The 25452-nt window shown below is 67.0% G+C and carries 30 protein-coding genes and 1 pseudogene; 8 read left to right on the top strand and 23 right to left on the bottom strand.

Features of this window, described 5'->3' with window-relative positions:
• Nucleotides 1–89 precede the first annotated feature (89 nt).
• Complete coding sequence (locus tag IBJ06_RS04670; protein WP_292157716.1) at nt 90–905, top strand: endonuclease/exonuclease/phosphatase family protein; 816 nt, start codon at nt 90–92, stop codon at nt 903–905.
• Here IBJ06_RS04670 and IBJ06_RS04665 read toward each other — a convergent pair.
• The 6 genes and pseudogenes from IBJ06_RS04665 to IBJ06_RS04640 all read right to left on the bottom strand — a co-directional run bounded on the left by IBJ06_RS04665 (nt 892) and on the right by IBJ06_RS04640 (nt 3707).
• A complete protein-coding gene (locus IBJ06_RS04665) occupies nt 892–1191 on the bottom strand; it encodes a hypothetical protein (RefSeq protein ID WP_292157714.1) in 300 nt (99 codons plus the stop codon). The genes IBJ06_RS04670 and IBJ06_RS04665 overlap by 14 nt on opposite strands.
• The gene (locus IBJ06_RS04660) at nt 1178–1720 is read right to left on the bottom strand and encodes an RNA polymerase sigma factor (RefSeq protein WP_292157712.1); all 543 of its coding nucleotides are present in this window, start codon (nt 1718–1720) and stop codon (nt 1178–1180) included. Before IBJ06_RS04660 ends, IBJ06_RS04665 begins: the two co-directional genes overlap by 14 nt.
• A 21-nt stretch (nt 1721–1741) precedes the next feature.
• Nucleotides 1742–2146, bottom strand: a complete 405-nt coding sequence (locus IBJ06_RS04655; protein WP_292157710.1) for a hypothetical protein — start codon at nt 2144–2146, stop codon at nt 1742–1744.
• A 93-nt stretch (nt 2147–2239) separates the two neighbouring features.
• Nucleotides 2240–2536: pseudogene (locus tag IBJ06_RS04650) on the bottom strand (ArsC/Spx/MgsR family protein); the annotation flags it as partial.
• Nucleotides 2537–2548: 12 nt separating this feature from the next.
• Nucleotides 2549–2899, bottom strand: a complete 351-nt coding sequence (locus tag IBJ06_RS04645; RefSeq protein WP_292157709.1) for an arsenate reductase — start codon at nt 2897–2899, stop codon at nt 2549–2551.
• Nucleotides 2900–2903: 4 nt separating this feature from the next.
• Entirely contained in the window at nt 2904–3707 is an 804-nt protein-coding gene (locus IBJ06_RS04640) for a hypothetical protein (RefSeq protein ID WP_292157707.1), read from the bottom strand.
• Nucleotides 3708–3888: 181 nt separating this feature from the next.
• Here IBJ06_RS04640 and IBJ06_RS04635 point away from each other — a divergent pair, with 181 nt between their 5' ends.
• Nucleotides 3889–4380, top strand: coding sequence for a VOC family protein (locus IBJ06_RS04635; protein WP_292157705.1), 492 nt, complete (start codon nt 3889–3891; stop codon nt 4378–4380).
• Here the strand turns inward: IBJ06_RS04635 and IBJ06_RS04630 are convergent.
• Nucleotides 4368–4697, bottom strand: a complete 330-nt coding sequence (locus IBJ06_RS04630; RefSeq protein ID WP_292157703.1) for a metalloregulator ArsR/SmtB family transcription factor — start codon at nt 4695–4697, stop codon at nt 4368–4370. The genes IBJ06_RS04635 and IBJ06_RS04630 overlap by 13 nt on opposite strands.
• 122 nt (nt 4698–4819) lie before the next feature.
• Here IBJ06_RS04630 and IBJ06_RS04625 point away from each other — a divergent pair, with 122 nt between their 5' ends.
• The 3 genes from IBJ06_RS04625 (at nt 4820) to IBJ06_RS04615 (ending at nt 7089) form a co-directional block, all read left to right on the top strand.
• Nucleotides 4820–5761: an MBL fold metallo-hydrolase gene (locus tag IBJ06_RS04625; RefSeq protein WP_292157702.1), complete on the top strand. Its 942-nt coding sequence runs from the start codon at nt 4820–4822 to the stop codon at nt 5759–5761.
• Between the two features lie 112 nt (nt 5762–5873).
• On the top strand, nt 5874–6281 hold the full coding sequence (locus IBJ06_RS04620; RefSeq protein ID WP_292157700.1) for a TIGR01244 family sulfur transferase: 408 nt from the start codon (nt 5874–5876) through the stop codon (nt 6279–6281).
• Nucleotides 6282–6291: 10 nt separating this feature from the next.
• Complete coding sequence (locus IBJ06_RS04615) at nt 6292–7089, top strand: sulfite exporter TauE/SafE family protein (RefSeq protein ID WP_292157699.1); 798 nt, start codon at nt 6292–6294, stop codon at nt 7087–7089.
• 27 nt (nt 7090–7116) lie between these two features.
• Here IBJ06_RS04615 and IBJ06_RS04610 read toward each other — a convergent pair whose 3' ends face one another.
• From IBJ06_RS04610 to guaB, 7 genes are all read right to left on the bottom strand, one after another.
• A complete protein-coding gene (locus IBJ06_RS04610) occupies nt 7117–7506 on the bottom strand; it encodes a type II toxin-antitoxin system VapC family toxin (RefSeq protein WP_292157697.1) in 390 nt (129 codons plus the stop codon).
• Nucleotides 7493–7768: an AbrB/MazE/SpoVT family DNA-binding domain-containing protein gene (locus IBJ06_RS04605; RefSeq protein WP_292157695.1), complete on the bottom strand. Its 276-nt coding sequence runs from the start codon at nt 7766–7768 to the stop codon at nt 7493–7495. Before IBJ06_RS04605 ends, IBJ06_RS04610 begins: the two co-directional genes overlap by 14 nt.
• 91 nt (nt 7769–7859) lie before the next feature.
• Nucleotides 7860–9419, bottom strand: coding sequence for a glutamine-hydrolyzing GMP synthase (gene guaA / locus IBJ06_RS04600; protein ID WP_292157694.1), 1560 nt, complete (start codon nt 9417–9419; stop codon nt 7860–7862).
• Complete coding sequence (locus IBJ06_RS04595) at nt 9416–10117, bottom strand: 5'-methylthioadenosine/S-adenosylhomocysteine nucleosidase (protein WP_292157693.1); 702 nt, start codon at nt 10115–10117, stop codon at nt 9416–9418. The genes guaA and IBJ06_RS04595 overlap by 4 nt, the downstream gene beginning before the upstream one ends.
• Entirely contained in the window at nt 10114–11373 is a 1260-nt protein-coding gene (locus IBJ06_RS04590) for an RsmB/NOP family class I SAM-dependent RNA methyltransferase (RefSeq protein ID WP_292157692.1), read from the bottom strand. Before IBJ06_RS04590 ends, IBJ06_RS04595 begins: the two co-directional genes overlap by 4 nt.
• A gap of 9 nt (nt 11374–11382) precedes the next feature.
• Nucleotides 11383–11781, bottom strand: coding sequence for an MAPEG family protein (locus tag IBJ06_RS04585; RefSeq protein WP_292157691.1), 399 nt, complete (start codon nt 11779–11781; stop codon nt 11383–11385).
• Nucleotides 11782–11795: 14 nt separating this feature from the next.
• A complete protein-coding gene (guaB, locus tag IBJ06_RS04580) occupies nt 11796–13253 on the bottom strand; it encodes an IMP dehydrogenase (RefSeq protein WP_292157690.1) in 1458 nt (485 codons plus the stop codon).
• Nucleotides 13254–13395: 142 nt separating this feature from the next.
• On the opposite strand from guaB, the gene IBJ06_RS04575 reads away from it, so the two are divergent.
• Nucleotides 13396–13944, top strand: a complete 549-nt coding sequence (locus IBJ06_RS04575; protein ID WP_292157689.1) for a DUF2061 domain-containing protein — start codon at nt 13396–13398, stop codon at nt 13942–13944.
• Here the strand turns inward: IBJ06_RS04575 and IBJ06_RS04570 are convergent.
• Complete coding sequence (locus IBJ06_RS04570; protein ID WP_292157688.1) at nt 13930–14640, bottom strand: RlmE family RNA methyltransferase; 711 nt, start codon at nt 14638–14640, stop codon at nt 13930–13932. The two genes, IBJ06_RS04575 and IBJ06_RS04570, sit on opposite strands and share 15 nt — an antisense overlap.
• 64 nt (nt 14641–14704) lie before the next feature.
• Here IBJ06_RS04570 and IBJ06_RS04565 point away from each other — a divergent pair, with 64 nt between their 5' ends.
• Nucleotides 14705–15169 carry a peptidylprolyl isomerase gene (locus IBJ06_RS04565; protein WP_292157687.1) on the top strand — a complete coding sequence of 155 codons (465 nt, stop codon included), beginning with the start codon at nt 14705–14707 and terminating at the stop codon, nt 15167–15169.
• A gap of 30 nt (nt 15170–15199) precedes the next feature.
• On the opposite strand, the gene IBJ06_RS04560 is transcribed toward IBJ06_RS04565, so the two are convergent.
• Both IBJ06_RS04560 and IBJ06_RS04555 read right to left on the bottom strand, forming a co-directional pair.
• The gene (locus tag IBJ06_RS04560; RefSeq protein WP_292157686.1) at nt 15200–15784 is read right to left on the bottom strand and encodes a hypothetical protein; all 585 of its coding nucleotides are present in this window, start codon (nt 15782–15784) and stop codon (nt 15200–15202) included.
• A gap of 19 nt (nt 15785–15803) precedes the next feature.
• On the bottom strand, nt 15804–16763 hold the full coding sequence (locus tag IBJ06_RS04555; RefSeq protein WP_292157685.1) for a M28 family peptidase: 960 nt from the start codon (nt 16761–16763) through the stop codon (nt 15804–15806).
• 133 nt (nt 16764–16896) lie between these two features.
• On the opposite strand from IBJ06_RS04555, the gene ligA reads away from it, so the two are divergent.
• A complete protein-coding gene (gene ligA, locus IBJ06_RS04550) occupies nt 16897–19230 on the top strand; it encodes an NAD-dependent DNA ligase LigA (RefSeq protein WP_292157684.1) in 2334 nt (777 codons plus the stop codon).
• On the opposite strand, the gene IBJ06_RS04545 is transcribed toward ligA, so the two are convergent.
• The 6 genes from IBJ06_RS04545 to IBJ06_RS04520 are packed head-to-tail and all read right to left on the bottom strand — an operon-like array spanning nt 19224 to nt 25434.
• Complete coding sequence (locus IBJ06_RS04545) at nt 19224–21044, bottom strand: aspartyl protease family protein (protein WP_292157683.1); 1821 nt, start codon at nt 21042–21044, stop codon at nt 19224–19226. The genes ligA and IBJ06_RS04545 overlap by 7 nt on opposite strands.
• Nucleotides 21041–21886 (bottom strand): helix-turn-helix domain-containing protein, encoded by an 846-nt coding sequence (locus IBJ06_RS04540; RefSeq protein WP_292157682.1) that lies wholly within the window; start codon nt 21884–21886, stop codon nt 21041–21043. The genes IBJ06_RS04545 and IBJ06_RS04540 overlap by 4 nt, the downstream gene beginning before the upstream one ends.
• A 54-nt stretch (nt 21887–21940) precedes the next feature.
• Nucleotides 21941–22948, bottom strand: coding sequence for a DUF2272 domain-containing protein (locus IBJ06_RS04535; RefSeq protein WP_292157681.1), 1008 nt, complete (start codon nt 22946–22948; stop codon nt 21941–21943).
• Entirely contained in the window at nt 22945–23331 is a 387-nt protein-coding gene (locus tag IBJ06_RS04530; protein WP_292157680.1) for a type II toxin-antitoxin system VapC family toxin, read from the bottom strand. Before IBJ06_RS04530 ends, IBJ06_RS04535 begins: the two co-directional genes overlap by 4 nt.
• On the bottom strand, nt 23328–23588 hold the full coding sequence (locus tag IBJ06_RS04525) for a type II toxin-antitoxin system VapB family antitoxin (RefSeq protein WP_292157679.1): 261 nt from the start codon (nt 23586–23588) through the stop codon (nt 23328–23330). The genes IBJ06_RS04530 and IBJ06_RS04525 overlap by 4 nt, the downstream gene beginning before the upstream one ends.
• A gap of 34 nt (nt 23589–23622) precedes the next feature.
• Nucleotides 23623–25434 (bottom strand): aminopeptidase P family protein, encoded by a 1812-nt coding sequence (locus IBJ06_RS04520; protein WP_292157678.1) that lies wholly within the window; start codon nt 25432–25434, stop codon nt 23623–23625.
• Nucleotides 25435–25452 lie beyond the last annotated feature (18 nt).

Below are 25452 nucleotides of genomic sequence, written 5' to 3'. Positions count from 1 at the left end.
GGGGAAGAGGCGCCGACAGGGTTGTACAGATGCGCCGCCCCGGGTGAAATCTTCGTAAGGTTGCCGCCGACTGTACGGAGTATCGCGTCATGACCACCCGCCGGACCCTGCTGGCCGCCCTGCCCGCCCTGTCGCTGGCCGCCTGCGCGACGGGTCAGATCCGCGGCCGCGGCCCGGGCCTGACGGTTGCGACCTTCAACATCTGGCACGATCAGGGCGACTGGCCCGCGCGCCTGCCCCTCATCGAGGCGATCCTTCGCGGCGCGAACGCCGACGTCATCGCCCTTCAGGAAGTGCTTCAGGACGGCGAGGCCCTGCCCAATCAGGCCCGGACCCTGGCCGACCGGCTGGGCATGCAGATGATGTTCAGTTCGGTCGATGCCGAAGATCAGCCGCGCCGCTATGGCAATGCCCTGCTGTCCCGCCTGCCGATCCTCGATCACGCCTGGGTCAAGCTGGAGCCGCACGACGATTACCGCACCGGCCAGCGCATCCGCTGCCGGATGGCCGACGGCACGGTGGTCGACATCGCCAACACCCATCTGCATCACACGCCCGAGGGCGGTGCCATTCGCGCCCGCCAGATCGCGCACCTGCTGGACTGGCTGCCCGACGACGGCACCCCGCTGATCCTGATGGGCGACCTGAACGCGCCGCTGGACAATCCCGAGATGGCGCCGCTGCGCGCCCGCTTCTCGGAGGCCCTGCGCGCCGTGCACCCGGATCAGGCCGACCGCACCACGCTGAACACCGCGCTCGGGCACCGGTCGGTGCAGATCGATCACATACTGTATGAGGCCGGGGCCTTTACTCCGGTCGAGGCGGCGATCGTCGGCGATCAGCCGGTAGGGGCGGTCTGGCCCTCCGACCACTTCGCCAAGGTGGCACGCTTCAGGACGGCCTGAGGCGGCGCACCAGCAGGCCCGCCGTCAGGAGCGTCAGCGCCGCCAGTCCACCGACCATGCTGACCTGCTCCACCACCGGGGCCAGCCCCGGCCCCATGGCCCTCAGCACCGGCAGCGCGAACGCAGCCAACACACAGGCCACCAGCACCCACGGTAGCAAAGCCAGCTGGCTCATCCAGAAGCGCCGGCGCGCGACGCGCTCGGCTACGGCAAGCTCAAAGACCGCATCGCGCGGCGCGGGTCTTCCGGCCGCGAGGAAGGCTTTCAGCGTGTCATCCGGCGTCATGGGTGCCTCCCAGAACGGACAAAAGCCGGGCCCGGCCTCTGCTGACATGAGATTTGACCGTCCCGAGCGGCAGATTCAAGACCATTGCCGCCTCGGCATGCGACCAGTCCTGCGCCAGACACAGCAGCACACAGGCCCGCTCCGGCGCCGACAGGCCGGACAGGGCCCGGTCCAGCGACAGGGCGTCCTCTGGTTGCACCCCTGCCGGGGTCCCCTGCCCCTCCAGCCAGGCCAGATCGCGGGCCGAGCCCCGCCGCGTAGAGCGTATCCGGCTGAACGCCCTGCGCCAGGCGATACCCATCAGCCAGATGCGAAATCCCTCGGCCCGCTTGAGCTCCGACAGCCTCTGCCAGGCGATCACCAGCGCCTCCTGCGCCAGATCGTCGGCCTCGGCCCAGCCGCCGCCCATCAGCGGCCTCAGGAATCCGCGCAGCGCCGCCTGATGCCGCTCGACCAGGCGCGAAAAGGCCGCGTCCGACCCGGAACGGGCGGCCGCGACCAGTTCGGCATCGGATCGGGTGTCGATCACCGCCCTGCCCCGACACGAACGTCAGGATCGGGGCCGTCGCGTCGTCGCGGCTGAAATCAGGGCCCAGACCGCCACCGCGCCCATCACCAGAGCCACCACGGTGAAGGGAAAGCGGATGTCAAAGTCGATGCCGAAGGTCTCCGGCATGTAGGCGGCGATGCCGAACCCGCCGGCCAGCACGGCAAACAGGCCGAACAGCGACCAGTAATTTGTCGGCCTGCCCGGACCGTCGTTGTCCGCGTCGATGGGCTTGTCCAGCACACGCAGCAGGGACTCGGGCGGCTCCTGCCCCTTGTCGGCATAGGTCTTCAGCAGCTTCAGCGTCTCGCGTTGCTTGCGATAGTTCAGCCAGCTGGAAAAGCCGCCGAACACGAACCAGGCCATCGGGAACAGCAGCCACCAGTAGGAATGAAACAGATCCACCATCTCTTGATCTCCGCATCGGCCGCACCGCTGATCGACGGGCCGGTCATGGTGTAGTCGCCGCCCTTCCCCGGATCGGATGCAGCCCGTGCGATTTTATCCGAACGCCGTCTGCCATTCCTCAGGCTTGAATCCGACCAGCAGCCCGCTGCCCGTCTCGACCACCGGCCGCTTGATCATCGACGGCTGGGACAGCATCAGGGCCACGGCCTTGTCCGTCGTCAGGTCGGCCTTGTCCGTCTCGGGCAGTTTGCGAAACGTCGTCCCCGCCCGGTTCAGCAGCCTTTCCCAGCCGACCTGCTCGACCCAGCCCCGCAATCGCGCCTCGTCGATGCCCGCCTTCCTGTAGTCGTGAAAGGCATAGGCCTGCCCCGCCGCCTCCATCCACACCCGCGCCTTCTTGACCTATGTCGACAGCTCGGCCTCATAGATTTCCGGCTTGAACCCGACGATCCGTCGGTCGCCCAAATCCAAGATCGGCCGTTTGATCATCGACGGCTGCGTCAGCATCAGGTCGATTGCCTTCGCCGCATCGAGATTGGTTTTGTCGGCATCAGGCAGCTTTTTGAAAGTCGTGCCTGCACGATTGAGGACAACTTCCCAACCGTGCTCATCGACCCACTGCTTCAGCCGGTCGCGCTCAATCCCAGCCTTCTTGTAGTCATGGAAGTCGAACGCGACGCTATGCGCTGCTAGCCAATCGCGACTTTTCTTGACGGTATCGCAGTTAGGAATTCCGTACATGATCAGGCTCATGGGTTCACGCCTCCGAGCCACGGCTGGGCTCAAAATGGGGATTACCGGCCAAGAGCGAGCTCCTGAGAGCCTCGAATTGCGCCTGATCAAATGGCTTGTCGTAAAACCGCTCCAGCCATCTAGCTTGCGCCTCTTGGAAGTCCAGCTTCGCCAAGCTGTCCTCCGGACTCTCAGATTTGAACAAACGGACGAAAACACCGCCGGCTTGGAGGGCCAGCTTTGCCAGCTCAGACAGCGTCGCGCTCATCGCCGTTTCCTCGAAGAAGGGCCCGCAGTGTGCGCCTAAATCACCGGCTTGGAGCATCGCGAACCCGACTGTCGACGGATGGCTCGCAAGGTCATTCAGAAGCTCGTAGTGGACCGCGCGCTTCTTCTCGGTGAACCCGTCCAATTCATCGAGTTCCGTTCTCACCTTAACTGGCTTGAAGCGGGCCCAACGCTCCTTTTTGTCGAGCGTTCGCCAAGCTGAAATCAACGTCCGATCTCGACCGAAGAGGTCCAAGAGGAAGGATGTTTCCAGAAGGTCGCGCTGCTGCCCGGCAGAGGCCTGATAGTAGCCGGTCAGCGCGTTGTTTAGGGCGACAGCAATCCCGTTGAACGCTCTGATCCCAAGATGCTGCACCGTAAGGACATCCTGATCGTCCGATCCGCGCTCCAAAATGAAGTGATGGATTACATCCATCGAGGCCTTGATGATGGCCGCATGGCATCCCAGCACCTCGCAAGCCTCTATGGCTTCCGCAGATTTCTGGCGCAGAAACTCCTGTCCTTCAGCAAGGCCGCGGAATGCGTCGGGATAACCGGTCATCGGAATTTCGCTACAACCCTGACAGCTTGCTCGCAGTTCGGAATGCCGTAGAGAGTCGGGGTCATGTGGAGCTCCAGTTCGGTCATGACGACAATGGCGTTCCGGCCGAGTCGGGGCCACCCCTTGCATTTAACTATGTGGTTTAATATAGTCGCCGCCACATCCCACCGGAGGCCCCGCCATGACCTATGCCGATCCGCGTTGCCGGCTGATCCCCTGTCTGTGGTTCGATCATCAGGGCGAGGAGGCCGCCAACTTCTATGTCTCGCTGTTGCCCGACTCGCGCATCGACCACATCACCCGCGCGCCCGACGACTATCCGGGCGGCAAGGCCGGTCAGGCGCTGGAGATCCAGTTCACCCTGGCAGGTCAGCCGTACTCTGCGCTGAACGGCGGGCCCCATTTCAAATTTACGGAGGCCATCTCCCTGCAGGTCATCTGTGACGATCAGGCCGAACTGGACCGGCTGTACACAGCCCTGTCAGTGGTGCCCGAAGCCGAGCAGTGCGGCTGGCTGAAGGACAAGTATGGCCTGTCCTGGCAGCTGATCCCCCGGTCCATGCCGGCCATGCTGTCCGATCCCGATCCGGCACGCGCCAAACGGGTCTTTCATGCCATGATGGAGATGAAGCGGCTGGACATCGCCGCGATCGAGGCCGCCTACGCGGGCTGATTGTCGTCTGGCACGGCGCAGAAGATGTCGTGCAGCATGCCCATGATGCCCTGCACCCGGTCGTCGGCGATCGAATAATAGATGGAGCGCGACTCGCGTCGCGTCTTGACCAGGCCAGCCTGGCGCAACTCGGCCAGTTGTTGAGACAGTCCCGGCTGTTTCAGGCCAAGGTCCCGCTCCATCTCGCCCACGGCCCGCTCTTTCTGGACGATATGGCACAGGATCAGCAAACGCGTGGGATTGGCCAGCTGCCGCAGCAGGTCGGCGGCCTCCGGGGCCTTGTCCTTCAGGCGGGCCAGGGCGCGGTCGTCAGGCAAGGAAGGGGTGTCGGGGCTCATGGTGTCATGGGGGAAGGCTGCATCATCACGTCCAGATAATTACACACTTGTAGTAATTATGAAACTGTTTATATCGGGGCTCTGCAGCACGGAGTTTTGTGATGTCCGCTCTCTCCTCCGACACCGCCCGCGACCACGCCGCCTCGCTGATCAACGCCGCCCTGGCGGACCCGCGCAAGCGCCCGGTGGTCAAATCCTTCTTCGACGAAGCCACCTTCACCGTCAGCCACGTCGTCCATGACCCGTCGACGAAGAAGGCGGCCCTGATCGACAGCGTGCTCGACTTCGACCAGCCGTCAGGTCGCACCTCCCATGCCTCGGCCGATGCCCTGATCACTTACGTCGAGGACCGGGACCTGACTGTCGACTGGATTCTGGAAACTCACGCCCACGCCGACCACCTGTCCGCCGCCCCCTACCTTCAGGACAAGCTGGGCGGCCGACTGGCCATCGGTCATGAAATCCTGACGGTGCAGGACGTCTTCGGGAAAATCTTCAACGAAGGCACCGAATTCCGCCGTGACGGCAGTCAGTTCGACCAGTTGTTCAACGACGGCGACCGTTTCACCCTGGGGTCGCTCGAGGCCACGGTCCTGCACGTACCCGGGCACACCCCCGCCTGTCTGGCCTATGTGATCGGGGATGCGGTCTTCCCGGGCGACACCCTGTTCATGCCGGACTATGGCACCGCCCGCTGTGACTTCCCCGGCGGCGACGCCCGCACCCTGTACCGCTCGATCCAGCGACTGCTGAGCCTGCCGGATGAGACGCGCGTCTTCCTCTGCCATGACTACAAGGCGCCCCCCGGCCGGACCGAGTTCGCCTGGGAAACCACCATCGGGGCCGAGCGCACCGGCAACATCCATGTGCGCGAGGGCATCAGCGAGGACGAGTTCGTTGCCATGCGCACCCGGAGGGACGCCACCCTCGCCATGCCCCGGCTGATCCTGCCTTCGGTTCAGGTCAATATGAACGGCGGTCGTCCGCCCGAGCCGGAATCGAACGGCACCCGTTACCTCAAACTGCCGCTGAACCTGCTGTGAGCGGCCGTCTGTACCCCCGGTCAGCCTCGCTTGCCAAAGGCAGGCATGGGATGATTTCGACTCCCCCTCGGCCGCAGGGCCGGACATTCCCAGCCTACAGGAGGCGCACATCATGACGGACCGCAAGCTGGACGAGACGCTCACGACCTCACCCCAGATCCATCCGGACGAACTGGAGGCCATAGCCGCCGCGGGCTTTCGCGCGGTGATCTCAAACCGTCCCGACGGCGAGGAACCCGGCCAGCCGTCCGCCGCCGAGATGAAGGCTGCCGCAGAGGCCCATGGCCTCGAGTTTCGCCACATCCCCGTGACGGTTGGCGCGATTGGACCCGACGCCATCCAGGCCATGGCCGAGGCGCTCGATACCCTGCCCGGCCCGATCTTCGGCTTTTGCCGCAGCGGCACCCGCACCGCCATGCTGTGGGCGCTGGCCAGGGCCCCGGCCTCTGATCCCGACACCCTGATCGCCGCTGCCCGCGACGCGGGCTATGACCTGTCGGGGCTTCGCTCCCGGCTCTGAGGAGTCCCGCGTGGACCTGTCCCTGCTGCAGTACGCGCTCGGAGCGGCCGCCGGTTCGCTGGTCGGCTTTTCGCTCGGTCTGGTCGGTGGGGGCGGGTCGATCCTGGCCGTGCCCCTGATCGTTTATCTGGTGGGGGTGAAGGAACCGCATCTGGCCATCGGCACCAGCGCGCTGGCGGTCGCCGCCAATGCTGCGCTCAACCTGATCACCCACGCCCGGCACGGTACGATCAAGTGGAAGATCGCCGGCCTGTTCGCGGTGGCCGGCGTCGTGGGCGCCCTGCTGGGCTCGACCCTCGGCAAGGCCGTCGACGGCCAGAAGCTGCTGGCCCTGTTCGCCGTGTTGATGGTGGTCGTCGGCATCCTGATGCTGCGCGGGCGCAGGGGAGACGGTGATCCGGACGTCACCCTGACCGTAGGCAATGCGCCAAAGCTGGTCGTCACCGGCACCGCGACCGGCATCCTGTCCGGCTTTTTCGGCATCGGCGGCGGCTTCCTGATCGTACCCAGCCTGATGTACGCCACCCGCATGCCGATCTTTTACGCGGTGGGATCGTCGCTGGTCGGCGTCACCGCCTTCGGCCTGACCACGGCGGCCAACTATGCCCTGTCCGGCTGGGTGGACTGGCCGCTGGCCGGGGTCTTCATCGGCGGCGGTCTTGTCGGCGGCCTGATTGGTGCGGGCCTCGGCAAGACCCTCTCGACCCACAAGGGCGCCCTCAACACCGTCTTCGCCACCCTGATCTTCGTGGTTGCCGCCTATATGCTCTACCGCAGCGCGGGGGCGCTGGGGATGATCGGCGGCTGAGACGAGGGCCCGAATGGCTGCGGGGCTTCACAGCCTCTGGACCGGCGGCGATGTCAGTGTCCCGGCCCTGTCACCCAGCCTGCGATCAAACGTCAAAAAGGCGGTGCAGCGTTCCGACCCGGACAGATGCAGCGCATCGGCAAAGTCCATCCCCCGTTCCATCCATTCGAGAGCCTGCGCCAGGGACGAGGGTGTCTCCACCAGGATCCCCGGCAGACCCGCCAGCCCTCTCAGCGCCTGACTAATCTGCGCTGCCTCAAAGTTGTAGGCACTGCGCAACACCCATTCGGTTTCCAGCAGGACCGTCGTCGGGAGGAAGATGTCACCGTCCTCGACCACTGCACGTGCCACAGCCCCTTGCTGCGGGTCGTCGTTGGTCAGGAACCGGACGACAACATTCGTATCAATCGCGCGCACGACGTCTGGCCTCTGCTGCGACCGCCGCATCCATCTCTTCGAGAGTGACGGCCTTTCCCGAATGAGCCAGAGAGCCAAACACCGCATCCAGCTGTGTCGGTGAAAACACGGGCGCGGGTTTGAGCAATACACCCTCCGGCGTATTTTCCACGGTCAGTCGCGTACCGGGCAACCAGCGACGCTGATCACGGATGGCCTTGGGCAGGATCACCTGCCCCTTGGTGGAGACCGTTGTAGCGGTCTTTTCTGAGGGTTTCGGCATAGGCGAACCTCGCGGTAAGACACAAGTAAGATAATCGTTCAGTCTCGAGTCCGCAAGGTATCAACCGCGCCAACCATACGAGCATCCAACCCTATTCCCACTCAATCGTCCCCGGCGGTTTCGACGTCACATCATAGACGACGCGGTTGACGCCGCGCACCTCATTGACGATCCGCGTGGCCGTGCGGCCCAGCACGTCCCATGGAAATTCGAAGAAGTCCGCCGTCATGCCGTCGGTCGAGGTCACAGCGCGCAGGGCCAGCACCTTTTCATAGGTGCGGGCGTCACCCATCACACCGACGGTCTTCACCGGCAGGAGCACGGCAAAGGCCTGCCAGATCTGGTCGTACAGGCCGGCCTTCCTGATCTCCTCGAGGTAGATGGCGTCCGCGTCCTGCAGGGTCGCCACGGCATCCGGCGTGATCTCGCCGGGGATGCGGATGGCCAGGCCCGGCCCCGGGAAAGGATGCCGCCCGACGAAGGCGTCGCTCAGGCCCAGTTCGCGTCCCAGCGCCCGCACCTCGTCCTTGAACAGCTCGCGCAGCGGCTCGACCAGCTTCAGCTTCATATAGTCGGGCAGGCCCCCGACATTGTGGTGGCTCTTGATAACATGGGCCTTGCCGCTGGACGAGGACACGCTCTCGATGACGTCGGGATACAGCGTCCCCTGGGCCAGGAATTCAGCGCCCTCGATCTTGTTGGCCTCGCGGTCAAACACCTCAATGAACACCCGGCCGATGGTCTTGCGCTTGGTCTCCGGGTCCGACTGGCCTGCCAGCGCGCCGAGGAATTCCTTCGACGCATCAACATGGATCAGCGGGATATTATAGTGATCCCGGAACAGGGTCGTGACCTGTGTCGCCTCGTCCTTGCGCAGCAGTCCGGTGTCGACAAACACACAGGTCAGCTGGTCGCCGATCGCCTCGTGGATCAGCACCGCAGCTACCGAGCTGTCGACCCCGCCCGACAGGCCGCAGATGACTTTCGCATCCCCCACCTGTTCGCGGATCTGGGCGATCTTCTCCTCGCGATAGGCGGCCATGGTCCAGTCGCCCTTCAGGCCCGCGATGCCGTGGGTGAAGTTCTTCAGCATCCGGTCGCCGCGCGGGGTGTGCATCACCTCGGGGTGGAACTGGATACCATAGAAGCGCCGCGTCTCATCCCCGATCACCGCATAGGGCGACCCCGGCGAGGTGGCGATGACGCCAAAGCCTTCAGGGATGGCGACGATCTTGTCGCCGTGGCTCATCCACACTGGCTCGTTCTCGCCGACGGCGGCCAAGCCTTCCAGCAGGGGCGAGGCCTTCTGCACGGTGATCTCGGCCCGGCCAAACTCGCGGTGGTGGCCGCCCTCGACCTTGCCGCCCAGCTGCTCGCACATGGTCATCTCGCCGTAGCAGATGCCCAGCACCGGTACCCCCGCCTCGAACACCGCCTGCGGGGCGCGCGGGCTGCCTTCCTCGTGAACGCTCTCGGGTCCGCCCGACAGGATGATCGCGGCCGGGTTCATCGCCGCCATCGCGGCCTCGGCCTTCTGGAACGGATGGATCTCGCAATAGACCTTCGCCTCACGCAGCCGCCGCGCGATCAGCTGCGTCACCTGACTGCCGAAATCGACGATCAGGACTTTCTGGTGTTCGGGCTGGCTCATGCGATCAGTTCCGGGGCGGCAGGATGGGCGGGGTCTAGTCGGTCAGGTGCGCGACGATCAAGGGCGCGGAGGCCCTGTGCCTCCAGCACAGCCCCCAAACGATCCCAGACAGCCGCCAGATTCTCATCGACGTGATGCAGGGTGGACGTCCAGTCCTCCAGCGCCCTCAGCTCGGCTCGGCCGTCCGACACGCCGCGCAGGGCGACCAGCGGCACGTCAAACGTCTGCGCCGCGCGCACCAGCGCCCAGGTTTCCATATCGACCATATCGGCGTCTATGACCTCATAGGCGGCACCCGACACGACATTGGCGCCCGTCGAAAGCGTCGCGGTCGCCACGCCGGGGACCGGGCATGGCAGCGGCAGGATCGCGGGAAGGTCCGACAGCGGCGTCACCCCCTTCGGAAAGCCCAGCGCGCTCGCATCCATGTCGCGGTAGGAGACCGAGTCCACCTGATAGACCGCCGCATGATCCAGCGTGCGCGATCCACAGGAACCCAGCGAAACGATCAGGTCGGGCCGCTCGCCCCTCGCCTCAAGCCTCGCCAGCGCCGCCGTCAAGGCAACTGCCGCCTCGACCGGTCCGATACCCGTCATCAGCGGCTGGATGCGGGCCCGCAGATGCGCGCCATATTCAGCCGGTGCCGCCATGACCGGCAGCACAGTGACCGCGCCATAGCGTTCCAGCCGTGCCGTCATTCCCCTCGCTCATAGGCGGCAAAGAAGAAGCCATCGGTGCCCGTCGATCCCGGCGACAGACGCACCCGCGCCTGCGGGCCCTCGGCCCACGGCGGCGTCACCGGAACGGGCCGGAAGGCCGGGTTCGCCGCCTCGAACGCATCCAGGCTGGCCTCATTCTCCCGGGTCAGCAGCGAGCAGGTGACATAGACCAGCCGCCCGCCCATCTTCACCAGCTTGGCCGCCTGCCCCATGATCCGGACCTGCAGGGCATGCAGCCGCTCGATTTCGTCGGCCTTCAGCCGCCAGGCCTCCTCCGGGTGCCGCCGCAGCGTGCCCGATCCCGAGCACGGCGCATCGACGAACACCAGATCGGCCTCGCCGTTCAGGGCTTCGGCCCCGCCGCCATTCTGGCCCAGCAGCAACAGCTCGGCCTCGACCCCGGCCCGCGCCACACGCGGACGGATATTGTCCAGCCGCTTTTGCACGACGTCACAGGCGACCAACCGGCCCTTGCCCTGCATGGCCTGGGCCAGCGCCAGCGTCTTGCCGCCGCCGCCCGCGCAATAGTCGACGACCGTCATTTCCGGCCGGGCATCGGCCAGCCAGGTCACCACCTGACTGCCCTCGTCCTGGACCTCGAACCGTCCCGCCTTGAAGCCCTCCAGCGCCTGGATGTTGGGCGGCGGCTCCGACGTCAGGCGCAGCCCCCAGGGCGACCACGGCATGGGCTCGGGCGACAGGCCCGCCGCGCGCAGCTCGCCCTCGACATCCTCGACCGTCGCCACCGCCCCGTTGATACGCAGATCGATCGGCGCGCGCGGCGCCATCAGAGCGTGGGCCTCTGCGGCCCAGCCTTCGCCGAAGGTCGCCTTCAGGTCCTCGACCACGAATTCGGGCAGGCCCGCCTCGACCCAGCCGGGCAGTTCACTGTCCTTGATCGCCAGCCGCCCGCGCTCATGCTTCGACAGCGGCCCCGGGCCATAGCCCTCACCCGTGTGCAGCGCCTCGATCTCTTCCAGCGACAGACCGTCCAGCGTCGCCAGCGATCCGATCACCAGCGCCCGACCGTCCTCGCGGCCGCCCATGATCCACGACAGACGCCCCCGCGCGCGCAGCACCTTATAGACCCGGTCGGCGATCGCCTTCCTGTCCTTGGACCCGGCATATCGGTTCTGCTGGCCCCAGGCCTTGACCACCACCTCGGCCGGTTGGCGTCCCTGGGCGATAGAGTCCAGGATGGAGGCGGCGGCGGCGAGGCGGGCAGCAGGGGTCATTCAACGCTTTCAGACAAACAGGGCGGCGATGATCAGGATCAGGCCGACGGCGGCCACGCCCCAGACGGCGGACCGCAGATAGGGAATGCCCAGCGCATAGATCGGCACATAGACCAGACGCCCGAAGAAGTAGAGGTGGGCCCCCATTGCGGTCAGCTCGCCGGTCTTGCCCGCCACCTCGGCCATCAGCACCGCGGCGATGAACAGCGGCAGGGTCTCGAACAGATTGTCCTGGGCCCGCTTCAGCCGCCCGGCCAGTTTGCCCGGAGGTGGCACCTCGCCGTCGCGCGGCCCCGCGTTCCATTTGGCCCCCAGTTCGGAGGTCCGGACCGCGCCCGCCGCCAGGATCTGGACCAGCGCCAGAACGAGAGTAGCGGCCAGTGCGATAAACTCAGGCGTCATATCCATGGCCGAAACCCTCCCTAGCCCTGCCGATAGTTGGGCGCTTCGCGAGTGATCATCACGTCATGGACGTGGCTTTCCCGCAGGCCCGCATTGGTGATGCGCACGAACCGGGCGCGCTTTTGATACTCATCGATGGTGGCCGCCCCGACATAGCCCATGGCGGCGCGCAGCCCCCCGACCATCTGGTGGATGACCGGCGAGATCGGGCCCTTGTAGGGCGTCTGCCCCTCAATGCCCTCGGGCACCAGCTTTTCGGACGAGACCTCTTTCTGGAAATAGCGATCCGCCGACCCCCGGGCCATGGCCCCCACCGAGCCCATGCCGCGATACGACTTGTAGGACCGGCCCTGGTACAGGAAGACCTCGCCGGGGCTTTCGTCGGTGCCTGCGAACATCGAGCCCATCATGGCCACGCTGGCCCCCGCCGCGATGGCCTTGGCCAGGTCGCCCGAATATTTGATGCCGCCGTCGGCGATCACCGGCACGCCCGTGCCCCTGGCCGCCCGTGCCGACTCCATGATGGCGGTCAGCTGGGGCACGCCCACGCCGGCCACGATCCGCGTTGTGCAGATGCTGCCCGGCCCGATCCCGACCTTGACCGCATCGGCCCCGGCATCGATCAGCGCGCGCGCCGCGTCATAGGTCGCGACATTGCCGGCCACGATCTGTACCCGGTTGGTCTCGCGCTTCATGCGCTCCACCGCCCGCGACACCTGCACCGAATGGCCGTGCGCCGTGTCGATGACGATCACGTCGACGCCCGCATCGGCCAGCGCCAGCGAGCGCTCATAGCCGCTGTCCCCGACGGTCGAGGCCGCGCCGACCAGCAACCGCCCCTGCTCGTCCTTGGCCGCATGCGGATGGGCCTGGGCCTTTTCGATGTCCTTCATGGTGATCAGGCCGGTCGCGCGCATGTCGCCGTCGACCACGATCACCCGTTCGATCTTGCGCTCGCGCAGGATGGCGATCGCCTCTTCGCGCCCGGCCCCTTCCGGGACCGTGTACAGCGGCTCGCGCGTCATCAGCTCGGCCGCCTTGCGATCGGGCGAGGTATCAAACCGCATGTCGCGGTTGGTCAGCATGCCGACCAGCCGACCGGTCTGGCGGTCCACCACGGGAAAGCCCGAGATCTTCTTGCGGGCCACGATGTCCCGCACCTCGCCCAGGGTGGTGTCGGGATGAATGGTCACCGGATTGATGACCATGCCGCTTTCATAGCGTTTGACGACGCGGACCTGTTCGGCCTGTTCCTCGACCGTCAGGTTGCGGTGCAGAACGCCCAGCCCACCAGCCTGGGCCATGGCGATGGCCAACCGGCTTTCGGTCACCGTGTCCATGGCCGAGGACACAAGCGGGATGTTCAGCTTCAGGTCACGCGTCAGCCGGGTCGAGACGTCCGTCTCGGCGGGCATGACCTCGGACTCTGCGGGTTCGAGCAAAACATCATCGAAGGTTAGGCCTTCGCGTATCTCCATGAGGAGTCTCCGTTTTGCGGGCCGCGTATAGCGGTGAGCGCCCCGACTCGGCAAGGGGCAATCGCGTCCCGGTCGCCGCTTATGCCGACGATAGATTTTATCTCGTTGCAACCGTCGCTGATCCCAACCATTTTCGCGAGCGATGGTGCGACTGATCCTTCACACGGCGCGCAGCCTGGCGCTCAAGATCGCCAGCTATGGCGTGATGCACCTGGTGGTGGCCATTCTGGTCGCCTATGCCCTGACCCGCGACTGGCGGCTGGCGCTGGCCGTCGGCATGGTCGAACCCTTCTTCCAGACCATCGCCTATTCCATCCACGACCGCATCTGGCACCGCATCGAACGCCGCAAGCGTCTGACGCGTGTCGAGGAAACGGCCGAGGCCTTCACCGCCCGTCTGGAGCTGATGGACGCCCGCGAACAGGCCCGGTCGCACGGGCATGCGGGCCACAGCCACGCCCTGCCGACCTCATTCAGCCAGATCGCCATCAAGACCCTGACCTACGGGGTGATGCATTTCCTCGTGGCCGTGGCCGTCGCCTTCGCCATCACCGGCGACGTCCGCATCGCCCTGGCCATCGGCATCGTCGAGCCGCTCGTCCAGACCCTGTTCTTCACGATCCATGACCGCGTCTGGAACCGGATCGAAGCCCGCCGCGCGCGCAAGGCCAAGGATCTATCGCCGGCCTAGAGCCACCAGATAGACCTCGGAGCTGTCCTTTCGGCTGGACGCCGGCTTGACGTATTTGACCTCCCGGAACTCCGCCCGCAGATCGGCCAGCACGCCCCCCGCATCCCCGCCCTGGAAGTTCTTGGTCACGAAATGCCCGCCGGGCTTCAGGGTGCGCAGGGCGAATTCGGCGGCGCTCTCGATCAGGGCCACGATCTTCAAATGGTCGGTCTTGCGGTGCCCGATCGTATTGTGCGCCATGTCCGACAGCACGACGTCCGGGGCCCCGCCCAGGGCCTCGATCAACTGCTGGTCCACCCCCGGGTGGGTGAAGTCCGCCTGGATCAGCTCGGCGCCCGGGATTGGTTCAATCATCAGAAGGTCCACCCCGACAACCGAGCTCGCCCCGCGTGCCAGTGCCACCTGCACCCAGCCGCCCGGTGCCGCGCCCAGATCGATCACGCGCGACCCCGGCTTGATCAGATGAAACCGGTCGTCGATCTCCATCAGCTTGAAGGCCGCCCGGCTGCGCCAGCCCTCGGCCCGCGCCCGCTCCGACCACTTGTCCGCCAGCTGCCGCTTGATCCACTGCTGGCTGGACATGGACTTGTCGTCCGCGGTCTTCATCTTCGTGCCCATGCCCCGGCCCGCCGCCGTGCCCTTGGTCGGCGGTCGCACCATCCTGCGGCGGGGGGCGGGGTTTTCTTCGTCGGTCATGGCTCCCGACATAGCGCCCCGCGCGTTGAGCCGCTATGACCCCGCCACGACAAAAGGAGCCCGCATGACTGCACAGACCCTCACCTTCACGCTCGACACCGGCAATGACACCGGCGGCGACGTCGTCATCCGCCTGCGACCCGACCTGGCGCCCGGCCACGTCGCCCGCATCACGGAGCTGGCGCAGGAAGGCTTTTACGACGGCGTGGTCTTCCACCGCGTCATCGCCGGTTTCATGGCCCAGGGGGGTGATCCCACCGGCACCGGCACCTCGGGCTCGAAGAAGCCGAACCTCAAGGCCGAGTTCTCGGCCGAGCCGCACGTGCGGGGCGTCTGTTCGATGGCCCGCACCAGCGACCCGAACAGCGCCAACAGCCAGTTCTTCATCTGCCTGGACGACGCGACCTTCCTCGACCGCCAGTACACCGTCTGGGGCGTGGTGGAATCGGGCATGGAACACGTCGATGCCCTGCCCAAGGGGGAGCCGCCGCGTACGCCCGGCAAGATCGTCAAGGCGACGGTCAGCTAGATCGATTTCGCCGATCCGGGCGGGGTGACGTCAGTCCCCCGCCCACCAGCGAAAGCCCACCGCCTGCGGCGGTGCATCGCCCAGGCTGAGAGTGCCGTTCAGCACCGCCCCCTCCGCGCCCAGATTGCGGCGCGCGGTGGCCAGGGCCTCGTCATTCAGCCGCGCATCCAGCTGCACGATCCCCAGTTCCTCGGACACGCCGACAAAGCGCAGCATGCCGTTCTCGACGCTGTAGAAGCGCGGCAGCACCCGTACCCGGCCGGTGTGGATCTCGCCCAGCTCGGTCTGGATCATCGGGCTGGACTCATCAACGAACTCCAGCATGACCGGGGCAAACCGGCCCTCGCGTGTGCCCCCCTCCCAGGCGGCAAAATCCTGCGACTGTCCCATGAACACATGATCCAGCCGCCAGCTTCCCTGCCGCACCTCGGTGGTCGGCATGTAGAAGCCCGACACATCGTCCTTAAGGTCGTTCGAGAACCCCTCGGGCAGGTTGGCGGTGGCGCCCGTATCACTGCCGGCCGGCGCATTGGCCGGTTCCAGCGGCGGGTCGCAGGCGGCCAGCGCAAGCGCCGCCACCCCACAGGCCACAAGGGCGATCCGTCGGAACATCATCGGCTTGCTCTCCTGTGCGTCAGCGGCTCATCCCGGCGTCCAGCGCCCGGAATGACTGGATCGCCAGCGCGGTGGCGTTTCCGAAAACCGCCGGCGTGATCCGTTCGGCGTCGTCGCTGGGCTTGTGATAGTCGGGGTGGAAGTCGACGCCCAGATACAGGAACGGCACCCCGGCCGCGTGGAAGGCCCCGTGGTCCGAGGCGCTGACCCAATTATCCGATCCCGTGTCCTCGGGCCTGTCCTTGCCGAAGGCCAGGGACACGGTGCCGATCGGCCCGATCCCCTCCAGCAGCGGACGCAGGGTCGGGTGCTGATAGGTGCCGGTCACCCACAGGTGGCCGTCGGTCTCGGCACGCGCAGTCATGTCGAAATTCAGGTTCAGCGCGATCGATTCCAGCGGGAACGGCGGCGCCTCGACGAAATGCCTTGCCCCCAGCAGGCCGCGTTCCTCGCCGTCGAATGCCACGAACAGCACGCTGTGCTCGGGCGGATTGGCCTTCAGATATTCGGCCAGCGCCAGCATGGTCGCCACGCCCGAAGCGTTGTCGTCAGCCCCGTTGTAGATCTGGCCACCATACATGCCGACGTGGTCATAGTGGGCGGTCACCACGATGTAGCGGTTACCGACCCGGGTCCCCGGGATGAGGCCCAGGATGTTCACCCCGTCAAAGGTCTTGCGCCCCTCATGCGACCGCCCCTCGGCAGTGAAGGGCTGCAGCCGGCCCATGGGCGGGGCGGCGATCCCGATCTGCTCGAACCGTGAGACGATATAGTTTCGCGCCCGCTCGCCGCCCGGCGTGCCCGTTCCGCGGCCCTCCATATCGTCCGCCGACAGGGTCACCAGATCAGCCCACAGCTGGGACGAGACGACCGGATCAGGTGCTCCGGCCGTCTCCGGCAGGCCCGGAACACAGGCGGACAGGGCCGCGGCGGCCACAAGGGCCACCACGCTATAGGCGGATTTCGACAGACGACGCATGGATCCTCCGGATAACACTCAGCGCGACCCTAGCCGTCGTCGCGCACCCCGTCAGATTAACTTCCTGTCATCGGCACTGGGAAGCCGCCCGGGCGGTGTTAGACAGGGGACCAGCAGATTCCCGGACCTGACCATGACCGACCCCTCCTCCCCCGCTGTCGAAACCCTGACGCTTGATCAGGCCCGCACGGAGCTGGCGCATCTGTCCGCTGAACTGGCCCGCCACGACGCCCTCTATTTCGCCGAGGACACGCCCGAGGTCTCCGACGCCGCCTATGACGCGCTCAAGCGTCGGGCCCTGGCCATCGAGGCGCGCTTTCCCGAACTGACCACCGCCGACAGCCCCTCGACCCGCGTGGGCGCCGCCCCGTCCGGCACCTTTGCGGCCGTGCGCCACGGCGTGCCCATGCTGTCGCTCGACAATGCCTTTGACGAGGGTGACATCGCCGACTTCGTCGCCCGGGTCCGGCGTTTCCTCGCCCTCGACGTCGACACCCCCATGGCCTTCATTGCCGAGCCCAAGATCGACGGCCTGTCCGCCAATCTGCGCTATGAAAAGGGCCAACTGGTCGTCGGCGCGACCCGCGGCGACGGCCGTGAGGGCGAGGACGTCACCGCCAATCTGCGCACCCTCCCCGACATTCCCGACCAGCTGTCCGGCAGCGGATGGCCCGACCTCATCGAGGTGCGGGGCGAGGTCTATACCCCGACCGCCGACTTCCTCGCCTTCAATGCCGACGCCGAGGCCGCGGGCCGCCGCACCTATGCCAACCCGCGCAACTTCGCCGCCGGCTCCCTGCGCCAGAAGGACCCGGCGATCACCGCCGACCGCCCCTTGCGCTTCTTCGCCTATGGCTGGGGCGAGCTGTCCGCCGACTTTGCCGAAACCCAGAGCGACGCCATCGACCGGCTGGCCGATTGGGGCTTTCCCGTCAACGACCGCCGCCGGGTGGTCGAGGACACCGCCGGCCTGCTCGAGGTCTATCGCAGCCTCGAGACCGACCGCGCCCGCCTCGGCTATGACATCGATGGCGTGGTCTACAAGGTCGACCGGCTGGACTGGCAGAAGCGCCTGGGCTTCATCGCCCGTAGCCCCCGCTGGGCCATCGCCCACAAGTTCGCCGCCGAGCAGGCGCGCACGATCCTGAACGCCATCGATATCCAGGTCGGCCGCACCGGCTCCCTCACCCCGGTGGCGCGCCTGACCCCGGTGACCGTCGGCGGCGTCGTGGTCTCGAACGCCACCCTGCACAATGAGGATGAGATCGCCCGCAAGGACGTCCGCATCGGAGACACCGTCATCGTCCAGCGCGCCGGAGACGTCATCCCCCAGATCGTCGGCATCGTGCCCGAGCTGCGCCCGGACGGCACGGAGCCGTACGCCTTTCCGACCCACTGCCCCGTCTGTGGCTCCGAAGCCGTGCGCGAGGAAGGCGAGGCCCGCCGGCGCTGCACCGGCGGCCTGATCTGCGCCTCCCAGATCGTCGAGCGCCTCAAGCATTTCGTCAGCCGCCGCGCCTTCGACATCGAGGGCCTCGGCGAGAAGCAGCTGACCGCCTTTCACGAGCGCGGCTGGATCCGCGAGCCCGCCGACATCTTCCGCCTCGCCCGCGACACCGCCCGTCTGGACGAGCTCCGCGCCGAGGACGGCTATGGCGAGACCAGCGTCGGCAATCTGATCGCGGGCATCGACGCCCGCCGCACCATCCCCCTCCAGCGGATGATCTATGCCTTGGGCATTCCCGACATCGGCGACCAGACCTCTCTGCTGCTGGCCCGCCATTTCGGCAACTGGACGGCCTTCAAGGCGGCCGGCATCGAGGCCTCGACCGGCATCCAGACCGATGCCTGGACCCGCCTGTCCGAGGGGCACGGCATATCGGCGCGGGTCCTGTCGGTCCTCGCCGCAGCCGAGCTCGACGAAGCGGACCCCTGGCCCGACGCGCCGCTGGACCAGAAGCTCAGCCTCGCCTTCCCCGGTCTCGCCTCGCCTGCCCGTCGGGCGCTGGCGGAGCGCGCCTCTGACTGGTCCGGCATCCGCCGCCTGGCCGACATCGCCCGCACGGAAGGCCCCGGGCCCGCCCTGACCGGCATCGCCTCGGTCTCCGGGGTCGGACCGGTCGCGGCGCGCGAGATCGCCCACTTCTTCCACGAGGCCCACAATCGCGCCGTGGTCGAGGCGCTGGAAGCCGAGCTCACCGCCATCGAGGATGCTGAACGGCCCGAGGCCGATAGTCCGGTGAGCGGCAAGACCGTCGTCTTCACCGGCTCGCTCGAACGCTTCACCCGCGACGAGGCCAAGGCCCGCGCCTCGTCGCTGGGGGCCAAGGTCTCGGGCTCGGTGTCGAAGAAGACCGACTATCTGGTCGCGGGCCCCGGCGCCGGCTCAAAACTGGCCGAGGCCGAAAAGCACGGCGTCACCGTCCTCACCGAAGACGAATGGCTGGCCCTGATCGGCGGTCAGTAGAAGTCGCGCGCCACCAGCGTCACGGTTCTCCCGTCCTCCTGCGTCAGCACCACCTCGCGACCCGCCGGGCTGGTCAGCATGGTCCGGAGCTTCGCTGCATCCATCCCGGCGGCGGGATCGCCATCCACCGCCACGATACGACTCTCCGTGGTCAGCCCGGCGGCCTCCGCCGGCGAGCCCGGCGCCACGCGGGTGACCACAATCATCCCCGCGTCGAGCCGGACACCCAGCCCCAGCCGGTCTTTCGCAAACGGCGCCGCCAGTGCCTCCGGCGTCGCCGAGAGCCATAGCCGATCATGGGCAAAGTCCGTCACCAGGCGGAAGCGGCCCAGTATGCCCATGCCGATGTTGCCCGCCGTCCGGTCGGCATCCACCGCCGACGGGCCCGCAGGCGGAAACACGGTCGGGACATCCCGGATCTCGAACCCGCCAAGGGTCAGGGTCTGGATGGTGGCCAGTCCGCTCTCACGTACCCCGCCGACCGCACCGGACATCACGGTCGTCGCCGGACGTCCCTCCAGCAGCCCCTCGGCTTCCGCATAGGCCGGATAGAGGATCAGGGCACCGCCGTTGCCGGTGTCGAAGTCGACCAGCACGGGGGGGCGCCCCTCGATCGAGACCGCCACCCCCCGGATGGCCCCTGAGGACACCAGGGTCAGTTCGGTCGTGCCCTCCGGGGGGGCATATCCGCTCGGCTCGTGGAAGGTCAGGCTGCGCGCGGGAAAGTCGATGTCGACCACCAGGGCATTGAAGGCATCCTTGCCCAGAATGACCGGCAAGGGTCGTCCCAGCGCCTGGCCGATGGCGGCCAGATCGATGACTGCGACCGTCCGGTCAACGAAGGTGATCCCGCCCAGATCCAGCGTCACCCCGCGGGCAAAGCGTGCCTCGCCGACGCCGCCGGTCCCCACCGCCGCGACCTCGCCCTCGAGCGCAAGGCCGAGGGTTTGGGCAAAGCCCAGGTCCAGCACCGTCATTTCGGCGCCACTGTCCAGCAGCACCTCGGTCTGCGTGCCATTGACCCTGGCCGGTATGTAGATGCGTGTTCCGGCATAGAGGTCAAAGCTGATCGGGCCGCTGTTGCTGGCGCCTTCAACGGCCATCCGGTGGGCAGCCGTCACGGCGGGGGGTGCCCAGGCCGAGGTCGGCACGACCGGATTCAGCTCCACTGTCGACCAGCGCACCTCTCCCGGTTCACCCAGTTCACCCACGTTCCGCTCGCGGAACGGCATGCGCACACCATCGACGAACCGCCAGTCGTCGAAGGTCACCCTCGATTCCCGCCGGTCTCTTACGGTCCGAAGGCCGTAAAGTTCGCCGGTCCGGAGGTCGATCCACAGTTCGTGCACATCGACGTCCGGGCCGAAATCGATATCGATGACTGCCAGGGTCCGCCCCTCGATCACGACGTCCGGGCGGCGGCTCAAGCGCGAAGGGTCGTCCAGTACGCCCTCGAACCGCAACAAGGCATCGCGCCGGAGATCCTCGGCGTCATGGGGGCTCAGGGCTTCGATCTGCCCGGAATTGGTCAGCACCCAGCCGTCGGCGCCGTGCCGCGCACTGGCCGAGCGTACCACGCCCAGATCCTGTTCTCGCCGCAGATCTCCGTCAGCCTCGGCCAACATGACCAGTGTCCCCTCCAGTCCCGAGGCCGTGACCCGCCCCTCCAGCCGCACGGCCTCCAGCGCCTCAAACGCCGGACCACCGCGCCAGTCGCGGTAACGGTCGACGATTTCACCCACCGAAGCATCCTGTGCGGCCCCGGGGGCCGCCAGAACCAGCCAGGCGGCCACGGCCATCAGGGTCTTCTTCATAACGGTGTCTCCGGATTGGATCGTCGCGTAAGCGCCGCCAGCCCTGCGGGGGCGCTGGCAAAAAGTGACAGGACCGCAAGGGGATCGGCCACGGATCTACCCCGCTCGGTCAGCCGAATTTCAGCTGAAAGCCCGCTATGCTGCAGGCAGGACAGATAGGCGCTGTCGCTCCACAGGGCCCGATGTACTCCGGCCAGATCCTCGGCCATCAGGGCGACCAGATGCTCCTGCCCGTCCACTACCAGGGTCAGTTGCTGGCCGGGCCAGTCGGTCGCCACCCGGGCTTCGGCCGTCGCCCGTCGCTGCGTCACTCCGGCGATCTCCGCGCTCTCACCATAGACCAGTCCCGCCACGGTGACGCCCCGCGCCGCGCAGTTCGCCAGATCCCCGCGCAGGGCCTCCAGCGGGACCGGGAACAGGTCGAACAGCACGATCTGACGCGCCGAGGACAGCATGGCCCTGGCTCGTTCCACCACCTGCCCCGCCTCGGCGATCTGATAGATGCGGTCGTCGTCGGCCGGTCGCGCCAGCGACCTCAGGGCCTCATCGGCCGCAGTCCGCGCCGACTCGAAATTGGCCTTCAAGGCGGCCAGCACCTCGCTCGGGGCGCTTGCCCGATAGGCCGACGGCTCACCCTCCTCGGCCAGCACCACGCCCTTCTGCGTCAGATGGCCCAGCGCCTGATAGACGTTCGGCGGCGCCTTGCCGCACAGCTTGGCCAGCCGGTATCCCGTCGACGGCCCCGCCTGCAGCAGGGTGCAGTAAATCCGCGCCTCCAGTTCGGTGAAACCGAGGGCCCTCAACCCCGCTTCAGCCTCGTTGCTCTGCTGTAGTGTTTGCATATGCTAATACTATCGGGCGGGCGGACCACGGGCGAATGAATTCGCGGTAATCCGTCAGGGGTTCAGCGCCCGGATCGTCGGTGAGGCGTCCAGCGCGGTCGCCTCCACCGGATCGGCCTGCAGCGACAGATGCGCGAACATCGTGCGGGCGCCTTCCAGATCGGCGCCGGATATCACGGCCGGATAGGCACCCTGCCCCTCGACCAGCGGCAGCAGGGTCAGGCTGACCCCGTTCAACACATTGCCGCCGATCACCGCGACCGTGTCCTCGCCCACCCGCACCACGACGTCGCAATGGCTGCCGACATAGCGGCCCAGATCCCGGCGCCGGTCGGCCAGACTGCGATAGTTGACCCCGCCGCGTGAGTTGCACAGCAGGTCCCCGGGCTGGATCGCCACCTCGCCCGGATCGTGGGCGACATAGGCCGCCCCTGGCCGCTCGCCGTCGCGCGCACGGATGGCCTGATCGATATAGACGCGGTGCGAGATGTCCCGCTCGAACTGGGCCATCTCGCCCAGGCCCGCTTCGCACATCACCCAGCTGACGAAGGCCGCCGACCACGGCTCGACCCAGTTGATCTCCCCCTCGCCACTGCGCCACTGCCGGTTCTGGCGGGACAGGATGCTGGCCCCGTCGGGCGTCGCGCTCCAGTATCCGGCGATGGTGGCCGCAAGCGCCGGCGTATGCTCCCAGCGCCCCACCGCTACGATCATCCGATCCTGGGCCGGCTCGTCCAGCCGCGGGTTGAGCGCATCCGGCACCACCCCGTCGGGCAGCCGCCGCTCGCGCACCCCGCGCAGGTCGATGGTCTGAAAGCCGAACACGCCCCATTCCTGCACCGCGACATCGACGATCCGTCGCCGCGCCCAGTGGGTCGGGCCAACCCGGCATCCCGATTGCACGATCCGCATCGCCCCGCGCCGTCCCTCGACCCGCTCGGACGGCGGGATTACGTCGAACGTTTCGCGCGGCAGCCGTTCCATGTTCTGGGCCGATGCCGACGGGCAGACCAGCAGGACCGCCAGCGCCAGCGCCGGCACCAGGATCAGCGCCCGCCTCAAAGCGCGGACCTCACGTCGGTCCGGACAAAATCATCGCCCTTGAACAGCAGCGGTTCCCCGGTTTCGCTCGCCAGGGCATAGGCGAAACAATCCCCGAAGTTCAGACGAGCCGGGTGGTTGCCCTTGCCGAACCGGCGGTAGGCCGCGCGAGCCGCCTGCGCCAACCCCTCATCGACCACCACGATTTCGGCTTCAATCGAAAGCAGCAGGAGGTCGGCGTCCCTGGACGACTGCTCATCCTTCCAGCCGTCGACCACCATGCCAAACTCAAACGCCGTGACGGCGGACACCTTGACCGGTTGATCCAGCAACCGCGTCAGATAGATCGCCGCCTCGGGCTCGCCCTTCACCACAGCCACAAGCGCAGAGGTGTCGACGATCAAGCCGGTAGACCCGTCTCTGGGTCATAGAACACGGCAGTGGGATCTTCGGCGGCGAAGAATTCAGGCGGCGCTGCCTTTCTCATCCGCTGCAGGATCGCTTCAACTTCCTCTCGCGTCGCCTTCTTCTTCACGGGCTCGGGCTCTCGAGCCAGTTGTTCGCGGAGCGCATAGGTCACGACCGCCGTCAGGCTTTCGCCGCGGCGTCGCGCCAGATCCTTGGCCAGGCGATGAGCTTCCGGGTTCTTGATGTTCAGCATGGTAGAAGCCAGTCTACCACACCGGCCCACCCTCTCATAGCGCGGCGCACTGCACCGTCAGCCAGTCCAGCACCTCGCCGTCCAGCAGCGGCCCGACCCTGGCCAGCACCTCGGCATGATAGGTATCGACATAGGCCCGCTCGGCGGGGGTCAGCAGGTCGACATCGATCAGCTTGCGATCCAGCGGCGCCAGCGTCAGTTGCTCAAAGCCGTGCATCGGCCGCTCGCCGCCCTCAATGGCCTCGGGCGGTGTCACCACCTGCAGCGTCTCGATGCGGATGCCCCAGTGGCCTTCGCGGTAATAACCGGGCTCGTTCGAGACGATCATGCCGGTCAGCAGAGGCTGGCTATTGACCGCCTTGGCGATACGCTGCGGCCCCTCGTGGACCCCCAGATAGCTGCCGACGCCATGGCCGGTGCCGTGATCATAGTCGAAGCCCTGCATCCACAGCGGCAGCCGCGCCAGGGCGTCCAGCTGATGCCCGGTCGTGCCTTCGGGGAAGCGCACCACGGCCATGGCGATATGGCCCTTCAGCACCAGGGTGAACATCCGCCGCTGATCGTCCGAGGGCTCGCCCACGGCAATCGTCCGTGTCACATCGGTCGTGCCGTCCAGATACTGTCCGCCGCCGTCGACCAGCAGCAGCGAGCCCTTCTCCATCCGTCGGATCGTGCGGGTCACCGGCTTGTAGTGCGGCAGGGCTCCGTTCGGCCCGGCCCCCGCGATGGTATCAAAGCTGAGGTCCATCAGGGCGCCCGTGCCCTCGCGGAACTGCTCCAGCTTTTCGACCACGGCCCGCTCGTCGGGCAGGGTCTCCTGCGCCTCGGTGTCCAGCCAGTGAAGGAACCGCGCCAAGGCTGCCCCGTCGCGAATGTGCGCCTGACGTGCCCCCTCGATCTCGACCGGATTCTTGACCGCGCGCGGCAGGGTGCAGGGATCCTGGCCGCGCACCACGGTTCCTCCGGCGGCCTCGACCCGGTCGAAATACCAGGCCGCGCTCTGGCCGGGATCGATCAGCACCGACCGGCCCGTCATCTCGTCCAGCGCCGCCGCCAGGGTGTCCGGATGTTCCAGCGTGACATCCTCGCCCAGCCAGCCGGGCAGTTCGTTCGTGACCTTGGCGGGGTCCAGGAACAGTCGCGCGCGCCCCTCGACATCGACCAGCGCCTGTCCCAGCGGCAGGGGCGAGCGGATCACGTCCCCACCCCGGATGTTGAACAGCCAGGCGACCGAGGTCGGCGCCGTCAACAGCGCCGCATCGGCCCCGGCGTCAGCGATGGCCTTGCCGACCCGCGCGCGCTTGTCGGCCGCCTCCTCGCCCGCATAGTCGATCGGATGGGGCACAACCTTCGCCTGCGGCTGGGCCGGGCGCTCGGCTCCCCAGGCCGCGTCCAGCGGATTGCTGTCGACGGGCGTCAGCGTCACACCGGCGCGCTGCGCCGCCGTCTGCAGGCGCTTCAGGGCATCGGGGCTATGCAGGCGTGGATCATAGCCAACAACCGAGCCTTTCGGCTGTTCCGCGAGATAGCGGGCCACGGCGGTTTCGTTGAAGTCGCGCAGCTCGAACTGGCCCTGATCCACCTGGGCCTTGACCTGCACCGTATAGCGGCCATCGGCGAATACGGCCGCCTTGTCCTTCATCACCACCCCGGCCCCGGCCGAGCCGGTAAAGCCGGAAATCCACGCCAGCCGGTCATTGGCCGCCGGCAGATACTCATTCTGGTGCTCGTCCTCGTGCGGCACCAGAAAGCCGTCCAGGCCCATGGCCTGCATCTCGCGTCGAAGCAGCGGCAGGTGGCGCGCACCAAAGCCAGGGTCGGTGGTCTCGTCGAATGTCTGTCTCATGCGCGGGGCTTAGCATCT

The sequence above is a fragment of the Brevundimonas sp. genome, assembly GCF_016742135.1.
Lineage (GTDB): Bacteria > Pseudomonadota > Alphaproteobacteria > Caulobacterales > Caulobacteraceae > Brevundimonas.
This window is presented reverse-complemented; position numbering and strand designations above follow the sequence as displayed.